This is a genomic window from Algibacter lectus, from assembly GCF_900112395.1.
GTDB classification, from domain to species: Bacteria; Bacteroidota; Bacteroidia; order Flavobacteriales; family Flavobacteriaceae; genus Algibacter; species Algibacter lectus.
Map to the genome: position 1 here is coordinate 235,504 of NZ_FOLN01000003.1, position 17,286 is coordinate 252,789.

A 17,286-nucleotide genomic window follows, 5' to 3' on the forward strand; every position below is an offset into this window, starting at 1 on the left:
GAGGATAAATTTTATAAATAAAGTCTGTTGATAGCCTGTTGAAGGTGTTGTTAGCGGGCTTTTTTCGCGTTAGGGATTGCAGCGGTAGCTTTTGGCGAGGCGAGCATCGAGCCAAAACTTTTAGCGGAAAGCCCGACCCTTTTCGGGTAACGCTGTAATATTAAGATAAATAATTTTCAGTTTTTAAAATGACATTATTGTTTCTGTCTTATGGTTTGAAAGCTGTATTTTTGAATACTATAATTACAATATCTATTTTATGAAAACCTTTACTCTCTTCTTATTTTTACTTGTATCATCTTTTAGCTTCTCGCAAACTGGTCAAATTGTAAAAACCGAGGACGGACGCCGTGTGTTTCTTAAAAACGATTATACTTGGGAGTATCTTGATGCTGTAGATTCGGAATCGCAAACCGCTTTAATCGAATCGCTTAAAGCGGCAGGTGAAAACGGATGTAGTCTAGAAGTAGGTTACTTAGAGCCTAGGTTAGATGGTAAAATTCAATCACAATTAAAACGCGGTCGTTCCTCTATGAGATATGTAAAAAAGAAAGTCGCTAAAGATCAAAACTGCTCGGTAGACGATGTTTTTTTATTGTCTTTTTCTGAGCAAAAAAAGAAAGCGGTTTATCATTTTTGTGCAAATGGAGCTGAGGTAACTTATAAACGCTTAGGGAATTCTATTATAAAGGCGTCTAAACTTTTTTAATTTTAGGTAATTGAAGTTTTCTTGTTTTTTCGGCAAAATATCGGCATAAAAAAAACCGTAAAAAACTAAAATTAAGTTGTTTACGGCCTTAAAAAGTACTCAAGGCGGGAATCGAACCCGCACTCCGAAGAATCGGATTTTGAATCCGACGTGTCTACCAATTCCACCACTTGAGCATTTGGAGCAGCAAAAATATAGATTTTTTCGATATATAACTCAAAAAATACGCATCAATATACATTTTAGGTAAAAATAAATCCATAAATTTGCAGCTTGTTTAAAACAAGAGATGTTTTTATCCCTATAAAACAACACATTAACCATGCCCATAGTAGTAACAGAAGCTAAAATTTTTGCGTGTACTCAAAGTAAAGTCCTTGGCGAGAAAATCGCTAAAGCATACGGAGCTAAACTAGGTAAAGTAATTACCTCAACTTATAGCGATGGAGAATTCCAGCCCTCTTACGAGGAGTCTATACGTGGAGCACGTATTTTCATCATAGGTTCAACAAACCCTGGTCCAGAAAATTTAATGGAAATGTTGTTAATGATTGATGCTGCAAAACGAGCATCAGCAAGACACATTACAGCAGTTTTACCATACTTTGGTTGGGCAAGACAAGACAGAAAAGACAAGCCAAGAGTGCCAATTGCGGCAAAATTGGTAGCGAAAATGTTAGAAGCAGCAGGTGCAACACGTATAATCACTATGGATTTGCATGCTGATCAAATACAAGGGTTTTTCGAAAAGCCAGTAGATCACCTTTTTGCATCTACTATCTTTTTACCATACTTACGCAGTTTAAATTTACCAAATTTAACCATTGCATCGCCTGATATGGGAGGATCTAAAAGAGCTTATGCCTATTCTAAAGCGTTAAAAAGTGATGTAGTAATTTGTTATAAACAACGCGCAAAAGCCAATGTAATTTCGCACATGGAACTTATTGGTGACGTAACAGGTAAAAACGTTGTGTTGGTAGATGATATGGTTGATACAGCCGGAACACTAGCAAAAGCAGCCGATTTAATGATGGAGCGTGGCGCATTAAGCGTTAGAGCTATTTGTACACACCCAATTTTATCTGGTGATGCATACAAGAAATTAGAAAACTCAAAATTAGAAGAACTTATTGTAACCGATTCTATTCCGGTAAAACCATTAAGCGATAAAATTCGTGTATTAAGTTGCGCAGATTTATTTGCTCAGGTTATGGATAAGGTACACAACAATACGTCTATTAGTTCAAGTTTTGTAATGTAATTTTTCCTGAAAAGGAAAACACAAATTAGAGTATTAATTAAATATATATATTAAAAATGAAATCAATTACAATCAACGGATCTCAAAGAGAAAGCGTGGGCAAAAAAGCAGCTAAAGCCTTACGTAATGCTGGTCAGGTTCCTTGCGTATTATACGGAGGAGACAAACCAGTACATTTTGCAGCAGCAGAATTAGCCTTCTCAAAACTAGTATACACGCCTAATGCGCATACAGTTGTGATTAATTTAGAAGGTGGTGAAACTTTTAGTGCAGTACTACAAGACATTCAATTTCACCCAGTAACAGACAGAATTTTACACGTAGATTTCTACCAGTTATTCGAAGACAAAGAAATCGCTTTAGATATTCCTGTAAACTTAGTAGGAAACTCGAAAGGTGTTAAAAATGGTGGTATCTTACGTAGAAACAACCGTAAATTACGTGTTAAAGCACTTCCAGCAAACCTTCCTGATTTTATTGAAGTAGATATTACTCCATTAAAAATTGGTGATAAAGTTGCTGTTAGCGAATTAGCAAACGAAAAATATACTTTCTTACATACTGATAACACAGTTGTATGTCAAATTAAAACTTCTAGAACAGCAGTTGTTGAAGATGACGAAGAAGAAGAAGGTGCAGAAGCTCCAGCAGCAGAAGCGGCTCAAGAATAGAACATATTCACTTCAAAATACAAAAAGCATTCTGTTAATTCAGGATGCTTTTTTATTTTTACACAAAATAATAATTTGGGCGTTACCCGAAAAGGGTCGGGCTTTACGCTGCAAGTCCTCGCTCCACCAATTACCATTGGTAAAGCTGTGGGCTTTTCACTGCAATCCCTAACGCAAAGGCAAACTTATCAACAATAGTTAGGCACGATAAGTTAGGTGTGTATTGGTTGTGTTTGTTTAAAAGAAAACAATAAAATGCGGCAATTTTTATTAAAAATATTTAGAAAAGAAAATAACAAAGAAGCGCAAAAACCTATGAAAAAATATTTAATAGTTGGTTTAGGAAACATTGGGGCAGAGTATGCAAATACCCGCCATAATATTGGTTTTAAAGTATTAGATTACTTAGCAGCTCAAGAAGATTTAACCTTTACCACGCAGAAATTTGGAGACCTTACAACTTATAAGTTAAAAGGACGCACCTTTATTTTACTAAAGCCAAGTACCTACATGAATTTAAGTGGTAAAGCGGTACAATATTGGCTTACCAAAGAAAAAATTCCTTTAGAAAATCTATTAGTAATTACCGACGACCTTAATTTACCCTTTGGTAGCATTCGTGTAAAAGCAAAAGGTAGCGATGGTGGCCACAACGGGTTAAAAGATATCCAAAGCACGCTAAACACGACAAAATATAATAGGTTCCGTTTTGGTATTAGCGATGCCTTTAGTAAAGGCAAGCAAATCGATTATGTTCTTGGCGAGTGGAGCGAAGAGGAAAACAAAACTATGAAAGAGCGTTTAACAAAATCGGTAGAGCTTATTAAATCTTTCGGTTTAGCAGGAATGAGCAATACCATGAATAATTTTAACGGTAAGTAAATTAGTTATTTATTTTACAATAATTTTTCTGGTGGCTTGTTTAAAGCCATCGGTAACATTTAAAATATACATACCCGATTGTACATGGTTTAAATTAATGTTCTCATTAACGCCTCCATTGCCATCAAAGGCTTGTTCGTAAATTCTACGTCCGCGAATATCATAGACTTCAACATTAACCTCTTGTGATACTGCAGCTAACTTAAGCGTGAATTCACCATTATTTGGATTAGGGAATACTTTAAGTTCATCTAGCGTGAAAGAAGTAACGCTTAGCGGTACTAAAGTGGTTTCGCAAATTTCAATAAACCAAGAGTTTAAAACTCCGGTATCACCATCGGCTAAATCGGCATAAGCAAGTGTCCAAATTCCAGAAGAGTCTTCACCATTAAAATCAGAAAGGCTTCCTAAAGGTTGATAGCTTTCATTACTTACTGTATTATTACAGTCCATAGCAGTTGTGTTATCATCAAACTGAATAATTAAACTTCCTGTAGTACAAAACAGTGGTTTTATTAAATCAATAAATTGATTGGTAGGGCTTATTAAACCAAGTTGTAGATCTCCTTTATAAGTGTGTGTAATGTCGACACCCACATTAATATCTGTTATAGTTGTAGATGGACTTATATTAATAGTACTATATTCAAAAGCTGTTGCATTATCAGGAATGCTCGCGTTTGGCGATGCGCTATACTGCGTACAAGTTTTGGTTATTGTGTAGCCAATAGCAAAATCTTCGGTGTTTATCGCAAAAAAGATGTTGCCGTCTGCCTCAATCATTATTCTACAGTTTTGTGCTGTTACGTTTGGTACTGTTATATCTTCCGATCCATCGTTATCCACGCTAGATGCTAATGTAGTTGGGTATGTTAATCCTCCATCGGTAGATAGAAGAATGTTTACTTTTGCGGTGTTTACGCCATTACTATCTGTTCCTGCTACATCCCAAGTAATGGTTTGCGTAGTATTTTGTGTCCAGCTTATACCAGAGGTGTTTTGTGATGTAACAACAAAAGGTCCAGCAGCAGCAACGGTTGTTACAGTCATGTCTGCGGTTGCTATTCGGCCATATTCTTCGTTGTCTCTTACTATTAATTTAAAATTTATATCGCGGTCTACGGAAGCTAATTTTTCCCAAGTTGTAGAACCGTTAAAATAAGATAAATCTTTTAAGTTAGGAATGTATCGCGTAGAGTTTGTTGTACCTTGATATGAGCGAACTAAAGGGCCTGTCGTATTAGTTGAGTATGGTAAGCCTGAGTTTCCTAAGTCATATTGTTCCCAAGTGTAGGTGTGTGAAGCTATGCCATCGGCATCTGTTGATGATCCAGAAAGTTTATATGGTGTAGATTGTGGTATCGTGTAACTTGTTCCATCTACAATAGCTTCTGGCTGGGTATTTCCGCTTGCAGTTTCCGTTGCGCAGGAACCATTAGTACTGTTTATATGATCCCAGATAAGTTGTAAGCTATTAATATGAAAATAATCGTCACTGTTTGCTTGAATGTTGTCTGGAGCACAAAGTCCAGCATAAGCCATTATGGTTGTTCCGCTCCCGGTTTCGTACGCGCTAGTAGCACTACGGTTGCCATCGGCACATAGATTTTGGATACTGTTAAATGTGTGGGGTGCTCCAAATTGATGTCCTAGCTCATGTGCTACATAATCAATATCGTACGCATCGCCTAGAGGCGATGATGACCCCGTAATACCTTTTGCTTTTCTGCTAGATACACAAACAGAACCTAACTGAGCTAAACCACCACCACCAGTGCTAAATGTATGACCAACATCATAATTTCCGTTACCTATAATAGCGTCTATTTCCGTTTGGCTTTCATCTATTAAATTTTCTGCATCATCATTAGAAAATGAATCTGAATCTATGAAAATAAGGTCCATATTATCTGCTACAAACTCCATGGTAACAGATAGTTCTCTTTCGTAAATACCGTTAACTCTTGTCATGGTTACAATCATGGCATCCATTACGGCATTTTTTTTATCAGCCTCAGTGTCGCTAGAAGTTAAACCTGCTGCCGTCCAATGAAATTCAGAATATTCAATAGTGCTCGCAATTGCTATACGGTAAGTTCTAATAAATCCATCATTTAAAGCCACTGCGGTTGCTTTGGTTCCTGCAGATTTTCCGGCAATCTCTTTGCTAATAACTTCACAAGAAAAGTGATCTTCTAATTGTGGTAAATCACTTTTGCTATATACTAAATAGTTGTTTTCACCATAACTTATGGGGTCTATATATTGGGTGCTTTGACCGGCAGACATAAGCATCGTGTGTAAACCTTGTGGAGTTATACTAAAACGAATCGTATTTTCTGGATTTTCAATACTTTTTCCAATATAACTTCTAGAGTCTGGCATTTTTGCCTGAAGATCTGGGTGTAAAACAGAAGCTTCTTGTATTTTAAACTCCTCAAAATTCCCGTTGGAAACAGGGAAACTTAAAATAACATCAGATGTGGTTTGAGTTTCACGTTGTGGCGCATTTTTTAAATAAGATTTTAGTCCCTCAATATTTAAACTGTATTCTAACGCTTTTTTGGGAGTAGATTTTCGTGCTAGTTTTTTTGAGTTAGCCGATTTACTTTGAGCTGTTTTTCCCCATAAATCTCGCCCATTTTGGCTATTTCCAAAATTAGAAAAGAAAAAAAATACTAATAAAAATAATATCGATTTAGGGTATAAATGTTTCATTCTTATAAATTTAAAAAAGCATAGACAATAAAAATAGGTCGTTAAGTTAGGAATAACAAAAAAATCTTTGAATGAAACTTAAATATTTCTGTTTATTACGATAAACCTTGCCTTTTAACCTGTTTTTTAAATGAACAACTTTGGTTTCTAATTTAAAATAGTCGCTTTCTTTAATGGTTTAATACAGACTTAATAAGTAAATTTGTGCAAAATTGATACGTTGAAGTTAAGTAATTCTGCAAATGCCATAGAAAACCACGATACCATTGTAACCATTGGTACCTTTGATGGTGTGCATATTGGGCATCAAAAAATAGTAAAGCGGTTAATTAATGCTGGAAATTTACAAGGATTAAAATCTGTGGTTCTTACCTTTTTTCCACATCCGCGTATGGTGTTGCAAAAAGATTCTAACATTAAACTTATAAATACAATCGATGAGCGCCATGATATTTTGGAGGCTTTAGGTTTAGATTATTTATTGGTTAAAAAATTTACAATGGATTTTTCTCGCCTTTCGGCAGAAGATTTTGTAAAACAAATACTGGTCGATAAGTTGCATGCTAAAAAAGTAATTATTGGTTACGATCATCGATTTGGCAGAAATAGAAATGCGGATATTAACGATTTAAAAGCTTTTGGAGAGCGCTTTGGTTTTGAGGTTGAAGAAATTTCGGCTCAAGATATAGACGATGTTTCCGTGAGTTCTACAAAAATTAGAACTGCTTTAATAGATGGAGATATTGCCAAGGCCAATAGTTATTTAGGTTATCCATTTATGCTAAATGGAAGTGTAGTAAAAGGCAAAGGTTTGGGGAAGCAACTCGATTATCCTACAGCAAATATTAAAATTGAAGAAGATTATAAGTTGATACCAAAACAAGGTGCATATATAGTAAATGCTACAATTAATAACCAGTTGGTTTATGGTATGATGAATATAGGTGTGAACCCAACAGTTAATGGGAGCAAGCAAACTATTGAAGTTCATTTTTTAGATTTTGATGCCGATCTTTATGATAAAACTCTTCAAATTAATTTATTAGAGCGTATTCGAGATGAAGAAAAATTCGAATCGGTTGAGGTTTTAAAAACACAACTTTTAAAAGATAAAATTTTTACACGCGACTATATCCAAAAGCTACATGGTTAATAATTGGTTGTTTAAACATATAGATAATTCGGCACTTGTTGTATTTCGTATTGTGTTTGGATTACTATGTTTTTTAGAATCGGTTGGCGCCATATTTACAGGTTGGATTACTAAAACTTTAGTAGAACCAAAATTCACATTTTCATTTATTGGTTTCGAGTGGTTGCAACCGCTTCCCGGAAACGGCATGTATTTTTATTACGGCATCATGGGGGTTTTTGCCTTGGGCGTTATGCTAGGTTATAAATACCGTTTTAGTATTATAGCCTTTACGTTTATGTGGTCGGCTACATATTTAATGCAAAAATCATCATACAATAACCATTATTATTTATTAATGTTGCTTAGTAGTATTATGGTTTTTATGCCCGCAAATGCCTATGCTTCCATAGATGCTAACCAAAATAGTAGTATTAAGAGTTTTTCAATGCCACAGTGGTGTAAGTTGGTTTTTATACTGCAACTACTTATTGTTTACACTTACGCATCGGTTGCTAAATTTTATCCCGATTGGTTAGATACTACGGCTGTTGAGCTTTTAATGCGTGGTAAAAAGAATTTTGTTTTAGTTGGTGAATTGCTTCAACAAAAAACGGTGCATTATTTTCTGGCCTACGGAGGTATTTTGTTTGATGGATTAATAATTCCGTTATTACTTTTCAAGCCTACAAGAAAGTATATGTTTTTTGCATCTATATTTTTTCATTTGTTTAATGCGGTTGTTTTTCAAATCGGAATCTTTCCTTTTTTATCTTTAGCGTTTTCCCTTTTCTTTTTTGAAGCTGAAACGGTTAGGAACATATTTTTAAAAAAGAAGCCTTTATATGTTCAAGGCGCTGTATTTCTTCCGAAGAGAAAAACGTTTTTAATAGGTTTGTTTTCAGTATATTTTTTAATTCAAGTGGCATTACCGTTACGTCATCATTTTATTGAAGACAATGTGCTCTGGACGGAAGAAGGTCATCGATTATCTTGGCGTATGATGCTAAGAGTTAAGCACGGCAGTACCTCTTACGTTGTTGAAAATAAAAAAACAGGAAAACGATTTGTTGTTAAGTTGAACGATTATTTAACCGTAAAACAAAAACGATCGGCAAGTACTAAGCCCGATGTTATGTGGCAGTTTGCACAACGACTAAAAGAAGAATATCGCGAAAAAGGTGAAGACATTGCAGTCTATGTAAATTCTAAAGTGAGCATAAACGGCAGGAAATATCAACTTTTTATAGATCCTAAAGTTGATTTGGCAAGCTTAGGGTGGAGTGCTTTTAAGCATAATGATTGGATTTTAACTTCCAATTTACAAGCTAAGTAAGTGGCGCTGTTTACTTTTAATTGTCACGAATAAGAGATTAGAACTTATTCGTGAAATTCGTTGCTACTAACCCCTCAAAATAATTCCCAATTCCCTAAATTTGTTGCTTAAATTTTCAGCACATGTTACAAGTACCTTTTATTAAAGAAAACAAAGATTTGGTTATTAGTCGTTTGGAAAAAAGAAACATCGACGCCACCAGCATGATTAACGACGTTATTGCGCTAGATGAAGATCGTAAACGCATCCAGACGGAATTAGACAACACGCTAGCCGAATCGAATTCCCTTTCTAAAGAAATTGGAAACTTGTATAAATCCGGACAGGCTCAAAAGGCAAATGTTTTAAAAGAAAAAACGAGCCAACTAAAAGAGGCTTCAAAAGAATTTAGTGATACGTTGAATACTACGGTAGAAGCTTTAGCGCAATTACTGTATAAAATCCCTAATGTACCTAATGAAACGGTGCCTAAAGGAAGTACTGAAGATGATAACGAAGAGATTTTTAAAGAAGGCGAAATTCCTGTATTGCACGATGGTGCATTGCCACACTGGGAGCTTGCTAAGAAATATGATATTATAGATTTTGAACTTGGAAATAAAATTACAGGTGCAGGATTTCCAGTATATAAAGGTAAAGGTGCGCGTTTACAACGTGCTTTAATTGCTTACTTTTTAGACAAAAATACAGCAGCTGGATATACAGAATATCAATTACCACTTTTAGTGAACGAAGCCTCTGGTTTCGGAACTGGCCAATTGCCAGATAAAGAAGGGCAAATGTACCACGTTGGAGAAGATAACTTATACCTAATTCCAACAGCTGAGGTGCCAGGAACTAATATTTTTAGAGATACTATTCTTGATGAAAGTGAATTACCTATTGGTATTACGGGTTATACACCTTGTTTTAGACGTGAAGCTGGTAGTTATGGCGCTCATGTTCGTGGTTTAAATAGATTACACCAGTTTGATAAAGTTGAAATTTTACGTGTAGAACATCCATCAAACTCTTATAAGGCTTTAGATGGCATGGTAGAGCATGTTAAGGGTATTCTTCAAGAGTTGAAATTACCTTATAGAATTTTAAGACTTTGTGGTGGCGATTTAGGTTTTACATCGGCGTTAACTTTCGATTTTGAATTGTTTTCTACAGCACAAGACCGTTGGTTAGAAATTTCGTCTGTATCGAATTTTGAAACGTTTCAAGCAAATCGATTAAAACTTCGATTTAAAAATGCTGAAGGTAAAAATGAACTTGCACATACTTTAAACGGAAGCTCATTAGCTTTGCCTAGAGTTCTTGCAGGTATTTTAGAAAATTACCAAACAGAAGAAGGTATTGTAATTCCTGAAGTACTTCAATCTTATACAGGTTTCAAAATAATTGATTAGTAGTAAGTTATAGTTGAAAAATAGGTTAATTCCTACTTTTTAACTGTATTTTATCGATGAAATACATGAAAAGTTAGTTTTTGTGTGGATATTCTGTGGTTTTCTTTGCTTTTTCGAAATTATTTTTGACTTTAGCATAACCAATCTACCAAAACCTACTCAATCATGAAAAATTTTATGCGTATTTTATTACTTGCCGCACTTGCTTTTGTAGCGAGCCAGGTGTTATTTTCTGATTTTGAAATAGTAAAAACTGAAAATAAAATTGCGGCAATAGTAAACGAGTAGATTTTATACTATTTAAAATCGTAAAATTAATCAACCCAAACAGCATGTAGATCATGTTGAACTTGTCCCCAATTAAATATGATCTAGTTTTTGACTTGACAAAACGTTAATATAGAACTTTATTTTTGGTTGGTTATGCCCGAATTTTATTCGGGCATTTTTATGCGGTATACTCAAATTCGTATTAACAGATATTCAGTGTTATAAATTCTAAAAGTATTGAATTTTTAAAAAAAAACTCAATACCGTTTTCAGTAAGTATAAACATGACTTTTGCACACCGTTTAGTATGGGTTATACTAGGTACAGAATCATCTAGATTTAATCTTATTTTCCCTGCATAGTTGTCGTAATCTGTACTAGCTGTTATGGCTGTAGATGAGGGCGTTATAGGTTCTTGAAAAAAGGCCATGCCGGAATATGCCAAAAATAGGGGTAGTAGCTTTTTTTTTCACGTTAGACTTGGTCAGTTAATGTTCGTTAGGCGTATTTTACTTAATTATCATTTTTTTTGTAATTGTAGAATGGTCTGTTTCAATAGTAAAAATATAAACACCTAAAGTTAAATTAGCAGGTAAGGTTATATTTTTATCAGAAGAATTAAGTAGTTCGCTCAATACGTTTTGCCCTAAAATATTAGTACCTGTGATGTTTTCAATTGAAAAATTATCAGGGTTGGTTATATGTATTGCAGCATCTGAAGGATCGTAATAGATGCTAATAATGTCTTGAGTAATCTCATTATCTGAAATACCTAAAGTATTTGTAGGTTTAGCGAATACAATTTCAAATCTATTAGCAGTAATACCTTCTTCAACTGAAGTGGTGTAGCTTGAGTTTTCTAATAAATCGTGATACGTTTGCGTTAAATTATCTTTTAAGTATAATTCAAAACCGTCCGTAGGGTATTTTAACTCTGCTAAACTAATTACAACTTCACCAGCTGTTTTTGTTTTTACAGAAAGTGGTAATGCGGTTGTTTCAGAAGCTTCATCTATACCTTGAATTACAAAACTGTTGTCGCCAATAGTCCAGAACATATCTTCTTCATTGTCTTCAATTAAAGGTGCATCGTAACCTCTGTCAATTTGTAAAGTTGCGTTTTCGTCTATAGTCGTCAATAATTGTCTCGTGTATCCGTCAGGCGAGTTATAGTTTAAACGTAGTTTGGTACGCAAGTCTTCTAAGCTAGAGTCTGTTGCAGCTGTTGTAGTTTTTTTGGCTGTTCCTCTCACGAATAAAGATGTTGTACTGCTTGCTTCTGTCTCGAAAATACGTTGGTTATTATTAAACGTTACATTTCCTCCTGATGTTGCTTTAACAAAAAATCCTTGACCTACTGGAACATATCGTGCAGGGGTTTTCGTTGATGAACCAGTTTGGGCTACATCGGCATCTGGTGTTGCCTTTGCTATAGTTGGAACACCTCCTGAATAATTGTATGTTGCGTAACCACCTTCATAATTTTTTAATATATGAGAATTGCCTCCGTAATGTTCCCAGAAATAAAGTGTGCCGTCTAAGTGTGGATTGTCATTTATAAAAGCATGGGCATCAATAGCAGAAGGGTATGGGTTTCCTACTAAAGACGCATTGCCAGCAGTAATAGGAAGTGCTATTGTACCGCTGTTTGGTTTACCTTGGAATACGTAGTTTTTATCTGTTGATACAGATCCAGTTCCAGGTCCTTTCATGGTATAACCTTCTCCGGCTTTAAGAGTCCCGTTGCTTTTTGTTTGCTCCCAAGCGTAGTAATTATCAAAAGATTTATCGTCAAACTTCCAAATCCAGTAATCTGCTATTTGTATTGGAGAGGTTGTGTTATTACCATCATAACCACCTACAAAACTAATAGAGCTAGGATTATCCGCATCTTCACCATCTCTTAAAATACTTGCAACAGTGTAAGTTTCATCTCCATCAATATCAGCATTTGGGTTTGAGGTATGTACTGGGGAAGACCAATAATTATAGGTATATAAGTTTTCGGTACCTTGTTGATCTCTTTCTATAGAACCTGTAGCTTCTAAAACACTATTTTCTGTTTGAATTAATTGAGATTCACCTTCTAAATCGATAAGTCCAGCTAGGTTTAAGTACCAAGAGTTGTTAAGTTCAACATCACTTTGTATTGATAATTCAACAGCAGCATCAACTATTAAACCAGCTGTTGCATGTCTAGTTGCGGTTGTTAGACTGTGTTTAACATGTACTATAGACCAATCTTGATTGGTTGCTTCAGCGTCAATATCCCAAACATCGCCGTGTAACCATGTATTTGTTGAGTTCCAAGATCCCACAGCTTTAGTTTCATAAGGTAATGGTGCGGTTTGAAAGTAAATGTTTTTGATGTTATATAGCCTTGCTCCTGTGCCAACATCGATAGTTAATGTTGTGGCATCATCCACAATATCTCCTTTAAAAGTATCCATTTTAAAATACCTAACTAGAGATGTGTTAAATGTGTTTGCGGCATCAATATCTAAAGGAACTATGGCGCCTTGATTAAAATTAGTATCGCTCAATTCTTGATAAACCATTCTTTGGAATGAAGTTTCACTTAAAGCTTCGTTGAATAAACGCACTTCATCTATTTCTCCTTCAAAATAGCGGGTGTCTGTATTTGGTGTTCTTCCTATGGTAAAGTTAGAGGTATCTGTAAATAAACTATTGGCAACAGAGACTACAGGAAGAGGATCGCCATTAACATAAACTATGAACTCTCCATCCGTACTACTATAAGTTGCTCCAACATGAACCCAAATACCTTCGGGTAAAGCAGTACTACCTTCTCGAGTATCACTGTTAGCCTCAACTTTAATACGACCACCATTGGTTACCATAATATTAAAACTATTTTGGCCAACAACAACGCGGTCACCGGTTGCTCCTGGTTCAATTTTAATCCACGCCATAAGGGTAGCATTTGCCCAACCATTTATTACGTTAGTATCTTCTACATAATCATTACGTCCATCGAAGAAAAGAGTGTGGCTATCGCTTAAGTCTCTTGGTGAACCGAAAACAGTATTATCAGTATCAAAAGCATCAAGAATTCCATCACCATCTGTATCGGTAGTACCATCAATAACTCCGTCGTTATCGGCATCTAAATGCGCATAAATTTGTGTTGTGTCTATATCACTTCCGTTGCTGAAATCGTTAGGATTATCAGTACTATCTACATCTCTAAAATTGGGTATACCATCACCATCATCATCTAAAGGTGTCGGGTAAGCATTAGCTGTACCATGATCAGAATCGTCGGCATCATCATCATTATTATCTGCAGGAGATAAAATACCATCGCCATCAAAGTCATCGTTATTTATTGGGTTTCCGCTACTATCTAATACTTGTTTGTCTGAACCATCACCATTTCCATCACCATCAATATCTACATCGCCTCTGTTATCATATTCTACAGCATCAAAAATGCCATCGTTATCAGAGTCTAAATCTAAATAATCCGCCACACCATCTCCATCAGTATCATATTTTGGATCTGTTAAATCAATTGGTGTTCCTAAAGAACCGGAAAAGCCAGAATCACCAGGGTTTAATCCATTAATATCTTGGTGGTCGTAAATATCTATAAGTCCGTTATTATTAGCATCAACCCAAGCGAAAGCCCCAGAGTCGTTGTTTGCGGTACCATCTTTATCATCGTCAGTTAATTGTAATTCTACTACGTTTGGTATCCCATCATCATCATTATCTAAATCTATAGAATCTTCTACGCCATCACCATCTAAATCGCAAAGCGTTTGATACACATAAATATCATCAATTGCTAAATCGTTTCCTAAACCACCAGGAGCTTCATTAGATAATCTTACTGTAAAGCTAGTGTAGGTTGTATTAAAAGTTGCGTTAATATCTACCCAATCACCATTAACATAATCTGTAGTAGGTTGTATATCTCCTGAAGATTTAAAGGCTATAACACTGCCCGATGGATCTAAAATTTCTATTAAAACTTTAGGTCTTTTTCTGCTGCTTATTCCTGGAGCATCGCTTCTATCAAGGTTTATGGCAGAAAAACCATAAGTAATATCTACACTTGCGCTAACACCAGATATGGTTGTTTCGTAAAAGACACCAGGATCTTCTTCGGAATTAAACATGGCCATTTTACCATTAACATCTCCTGTAGTATGATCTAGTCCTGGATACCAATACTCGTCGGCCCAATCGGAAACGTCTCCGTTTGGTGTATTGTCTATACCATCTCCATTGGCCGCTTGATAATACACAACATATTCTCCATCGTTTAAGTTCGGAGAGCTACTAATACATGAACCTGTACCGTCTTCAAAACAATAGGTTACACCATCAATGGTATCTCTATCCGTTCCAAAGCCGAAATCTTCATTTAGATAAACAGTTCTTGTAGTAGTTCCACTAGGATTTGAAATGCATGAGTTTTGCTCATACTCGTCCGGTAATCCATCGTTATCATCATCAATATCTGCATTATCAGGGATGCCATCGCCATCGGTGTCAGGAAAAGTTTGTTCACCAAAACCTTCCACAATAAAGTTATATGGGTCTTCGTTCGAGTCGTTATTTTCAATTGAAATTGATGCTGTTCTGCTGCCAATTGTTGGAGCAGTAGGATTAAATGCAATTGTAAAGGTTGTAGATTCTCCAACAGCTAAAGTTGTAATCGTTGGTTGAGAACTTATAGAAAAGTCAGTACTTCCAGAAATAGAAACAATTGGTGAGCCATCTAAAATTAAAGCAGTATTACCATTGTTAGTAATTGTAAATGTACGTTCTAGTGGTATTGGGTTGTAATTATCATAATCGCCAAAGTCTGTAAGGTTATTAGAGGTAGTTGTTGAAGAGCCGTCTAAAACATCAACACCATTTCCTGTAATGTCTATTTCTGCTGGAATTGACGGGTCGACACCTATGTTTATTAAATAATCTTCAAATTCTTCAGAATCTAAAGCAGCATTTCCACACGGTTCATTAGAAGAATAATATTGCCGAGAACCCACACGCATCACTGTCTTACCCATAAGAGAGGAGCTAAGTACTGTGAAATTAAGATTACCTGTTCCTTCGCCTTGGGTAGTTGCAACAAGTTCTCCATTATCCTCAAAATCACCATCGTGATTATAATCGATATGAATGGCCCAGCCCATACTGTTTCCGTTTACAGTAATAGAACCAGTGTAGGTGTTGTTTTTATAAAGTTCTAAAATAGGAACAGTAGATGTGAAATTTGCATAACCACCATTATCGCCAGAGGTATTATTAATATCTGAACCAATCTCTCCTGTTACCGTTAATGCATCGATATAATTGGTTCCGTTTGAGTTACTTGTTGGTGAGCAATAGCCGTAATTAACAGATATGTTTACTGTTGCCGATACACAATCTACAGGAGTTCCTGCATCACAAATTTCGTAAGTAAAACTATCAGAACCTATGTATCCACTAAGGGGAATATATTGAAAAACGCCATCTGAAATTTCTGAAACAGTACCGCCATTTGCTGTTGTTGCACCAGACACTAAAGCATAATTATCCATATCTCCGCCATCGGTACCTAGAGTATCATTAAGACTAACATCTATTTGGTTGTTTATGCCTGAAGTGCTGTCTGCTAAAATGTTTAATTGATCGTCTGCTGCAAATGGAGCGTTGGAATTTAAAATGTTAATAGTGTAATCTTCTATTTCACCAGCTTTATTTATCCAATCACAAGAAGTGTAATTAGCATCGCTACTTATATCTCTAAAACCAACTCTCATTCTCGTCGTTCCTTGAGTTGCTCCAGATGGAATAGCTATATTTATCGGCACTAAAGTTTTGGTATTACCCGATCCCGCAAATGAGTAAACAAAGTCTTCTCCTGAGTCTTCAAAATCACCATTATTATTAAAATCTATCCAAACAGTTATTTGATTTCTTGTTGTATTATTCCATGTGTCTAAAGTAACTGTAACCGATCCTGATATAGTCTCTCCCGGACTAACATTGGCTATGGTACTACCCGTGTAATCATTATATGTTCCTGTTGTTCCTGTAGTTGTATTATTAATTATATCAAAATTGACATTAGATATATAATTAATATTATAAGCATTAATATTTGCAGGTATACAATAGACAGTACTATTATTTGTTCCAGAATCAGCTGTCAAATACACATCGTCGATATACACAATTTCGTCTCCACCATTATCAGTAATTAATTCTAGTTCAAATTTAAAGCTTGAAGCTGAATCAGGTATATTTAATGTGTATGCGTTATTTTGAGTTGTTCCGTTATTTGTGGAAGAACCAAAATTGACATCGCCATTACCTCCTTGTATTAAAGTTATTCTTGTAGAGACTCCGTCAATATAATATATTAAGTCCAATTTATCATTAGTACTTAAAGAGTTGTTTGACGCATATGCAATAGAAAAATCGACATCTGTGTAACTGCTAATATCAATTTGATTAAATTCTAAATATTCTGTATTATTCCACCAATCTTTAATAGCTAAAGCCGTGGAACTGGAATTGTATTTTTCGTTAGAATAGTAAATAACACCATTATTAGCATATGCTGTATAAGACCAGTCGTCATCAGACGTAAGTGCAGGTGTTGCTGATCGTAACCCATTATATTGATTGCTTTGCACAACATTAAAATTGTTACTATTTATAAACTCGTTTTTAACAATAGTCGTTTGTGCTGAGGCATTAAAAACAAATAAACACAATAAGGAGGCTAATGTATTTTTAAATACACCTGGTAGGTAAGAGTATATTTTTTCCATAAATAAGTTCTTGTGGGGAGGGACGCCAATTAATTCTTTTAGGGTTTGTCGTTTTTTAAGTGATAACAAAACACTTTTTTTAAAATATTTTATGATTTATCTATTTAATT

The 17,286-nt window shown here is 35.3% G+C and carries 10 protein-coding genes and 1 tRNA gene; 8 read left to right on the forward strand and 3 right to left on the reverse strand.

What is annotated here, in order from left to right; genetic code table 11:
* The first annotated feature begins 259 nt into the window (after nucleotides 1-259).
* On the forward strand, nucleotides 260-709 hold the full coding sequence (locus tag BM246_RS06855; protein WP_074936727.1) for a DUF3157 family protein: 450 nt from the start codon (nucleotides 260-262) through the stop codon (nucleotides 707-709).
* A gap of 96 nt (nucleotides 710-805) precedes the next feature.
* On the opposite strand, the gene BM246_RS06860 is transcribed toward BM246_RS06855, so the two are convergent.
* Nucleotides 806-885 (reverse strand) — tRNA-Leu (locus BM246_RS06860).
* A 146-nt stretch (nucleotides 886-1,031) separates the two neighbouring features.
* On the opposite strand from BM246_RS06860, the gene BM246_RS06865 reads away from it, so the two are divergent.
* The 3 genes from BM246_RS06865 to pth all read left to right on the forward strand — a co-directional run bounded on the left by BM246_RS06865 (nucleotide 1,032) and on the right by pth (nucleotide 3,526).
* Complete coding sequence (locus BM246_RS06865; RefSeq protein WP_042496101.1) at nucleotides 1,032-1,973, forward strand: ribose-phosphate pyrophosphokinase; 942 nt, start codon at nucleotides 1,032-1,034, stop codon at nucleotides 1,971-1,973.
* A gap of 56 nt (nucleotides 1,974-2,029) precedes the next feature.
* Nucleotides 2,030-2,644 carry a 50S ribosomal protein L25/general stress protein Ctc gene (locus BM246_RS06870; RefSeq protein ID WP_042496099.1) on the forward strand — a complete coding sequence of 205 codons (615 nt, stop codon included), beginning with the start codon at nucleotides 2,030-2,032 and terminating at the stop codon, nucleotides 2,642-2,644.
* Nucleotides 2,645-2,959: 315 nt separating this feature from the next.
* Complete coding sequence (pth, locus tag BM246_RS06875) at nucleotides 2,960-3,526, forward strand: aminoacyl-tRNA hydrolase (RefSeq protein ID WP_139221865.1); 567 nt, start codon at nucleotides 2,960-2,962, stop codon at nucleotides 3,524-3,526.
* A 9-nt stretch (nucleotides 3,527-3,535) separates the two neighbouring features.
* On the opposite strand, the gene BM246_RS06880 is transcribed toward pth, so the two are convergent.
* Nucleotides 3,536-6,244, reverse strand: coding sequence for a zinc-dependent metalloprotease (locus BM246_RS06880; RefSeq protein WP_052415186.1), 2,709 nt, complete (start codon nucleotides 6,242-6,244; stop codon nucleotides 3,536-3,538).
* Between the two features lie 220 nt (nucleotides 6,245-6,464).
* Between BM246_RS06880 and BM246_RS06885 the strand changes: the two genes are divergently transcribed.
* From BM246_RS06885 to BM246_RS20170, 4 genes are all read left to right on the forward strand, one after another.
* On the forward strand, nucleotides 6,465-7,397 hold the full coding sequence (locus tag BM246_RS06885; RefSeq protein WP_074936730.1) for a bifunctional riboflavin kinase/FAD synthetase: 933 nt from the start codon (nucleotides 6,465-6,467) through the stop codon (nucleotides 7,395-7,397).
* On the forward strand, nucleotides 7,390-8,712 hold the full coding sequence (locus BM246_RS06890) for an HTTM domain-containing protein (RefSeq protein ID WP_074936732.1): 1,323 nt from the start codon (nucleotides 7,390-7,392) through the stop codon (nucleotides 8,710-8,712). Before BM246_RS06885 ends, BM246_RS06890 begins: the two co-directional genes overlap by 8 nt.
* A gap of 122 nt (nucleotides 8,713-8,834) precedes the next feature.
* A complete protein-coding gene (gene serS, locus BM246_RS06895) occupies nucleotides 8,835-10,106 on the forward strand; it encodes a serine--tRNA ligase (RefSeq protein WP_042496090.1) in 1,272 nt (423 codons plus the stop codon).
* Nucleotides 10,107-10,271: 165 nt separating this feature from the next.
* Entirely contained in the window at nucleotides 10,272-10,394 is a 123-nt protein-coding gene (locus BM246_RS20170; RefSeq protein WP_262480557.1) for a hypothetical protein, read from the forward strand.
* A 491-nt stretch (nucleotides 10,395-10,885) separates the two neighbouring features.
* Here BM246_RS20170 and BM246_RS06905 read toward each other — a convergent pair whose 3' ends face one another.
* The gene (locus BM246_RS06905; RefSeq protein ID WP_074936736.1) at nucleotides 10,886-17,176 is read right to left on the reverse strand and encodes a GEVED domain-containing protein; all 6,291 of its coding nucleotides are present in this window, start codon (nucleotides 17,174-17,176) and stop codon (nucleotides 10,886-10,888) included.
* Between the last annotated feature and the right edge of the window lie 110 nt (nucleotides 17,177-17,286).

Excerpts from the sequence above, each read along its gene's own strand:
- BM246_RS06855 (WP_074936727.1), top strand. The coding sequence starts at position 260 with ATGAAAACCTTTACTCTCTTCTTATTTTTACTTGTATCATCTTTTAGC.
- BM246_RS06865 (WP_042496101.1), top strand. The coding sequence starts at position 1,032 with ATGCCCATAGTAGTAACAGAAGCTAAAATTTTTGCGTGTACTCAAAGT.
- BM246_RS06870 (WP_042496099.1), top strand. The coding sequence starts at position 2,030 with ATGAAATCAATTACAATCAACGGATCTCAAAGAGAAAGCGTGGGCAAA.
- pth (WP_139221865.1), top strand. The coding sequence starts at position 2,960 with ATGAAAAAATATTTAATAGTTGGTTTAGGAAACATTGGGGCAGAGTAT.
- BM246_RS06880 (WP_052415186.1), bottom strand. The coding sequence starts at position 6,244 with ATGAAACATTTATACCCTAAATCGATATTATTTTTATTAGTATTTTTT.
- BM246_RS06890 (WP_074936732.1), top strand. The coding sequence starts at position 7,390 with ATGGTTAATAATTGGTTGTTTAAACATATAGATAATTCGGCACTTGTT.
- serS (WP_042496090.1), top strand. The coding sequence starts at position 8,835 with ATGTTACAAGTACCTTTTATTAAAGAAAACAAAGATTTGGTTATTAGT.
- BM246_RS20170 (WP_262480557.1), top strand. The coding sequence starts at position 10,272 with ATGAAAAATTTTATGCGTATTTTATTACTTGCCGCACTTGCTTTTGTA.
- BM246_RS06905 (WP_074936736.1), bottom strand. The coding sequence starts at position 17,176 with ATGGAAAAAATATACTCTTACCTACCAGGTGTATTTAAAAATACATTA.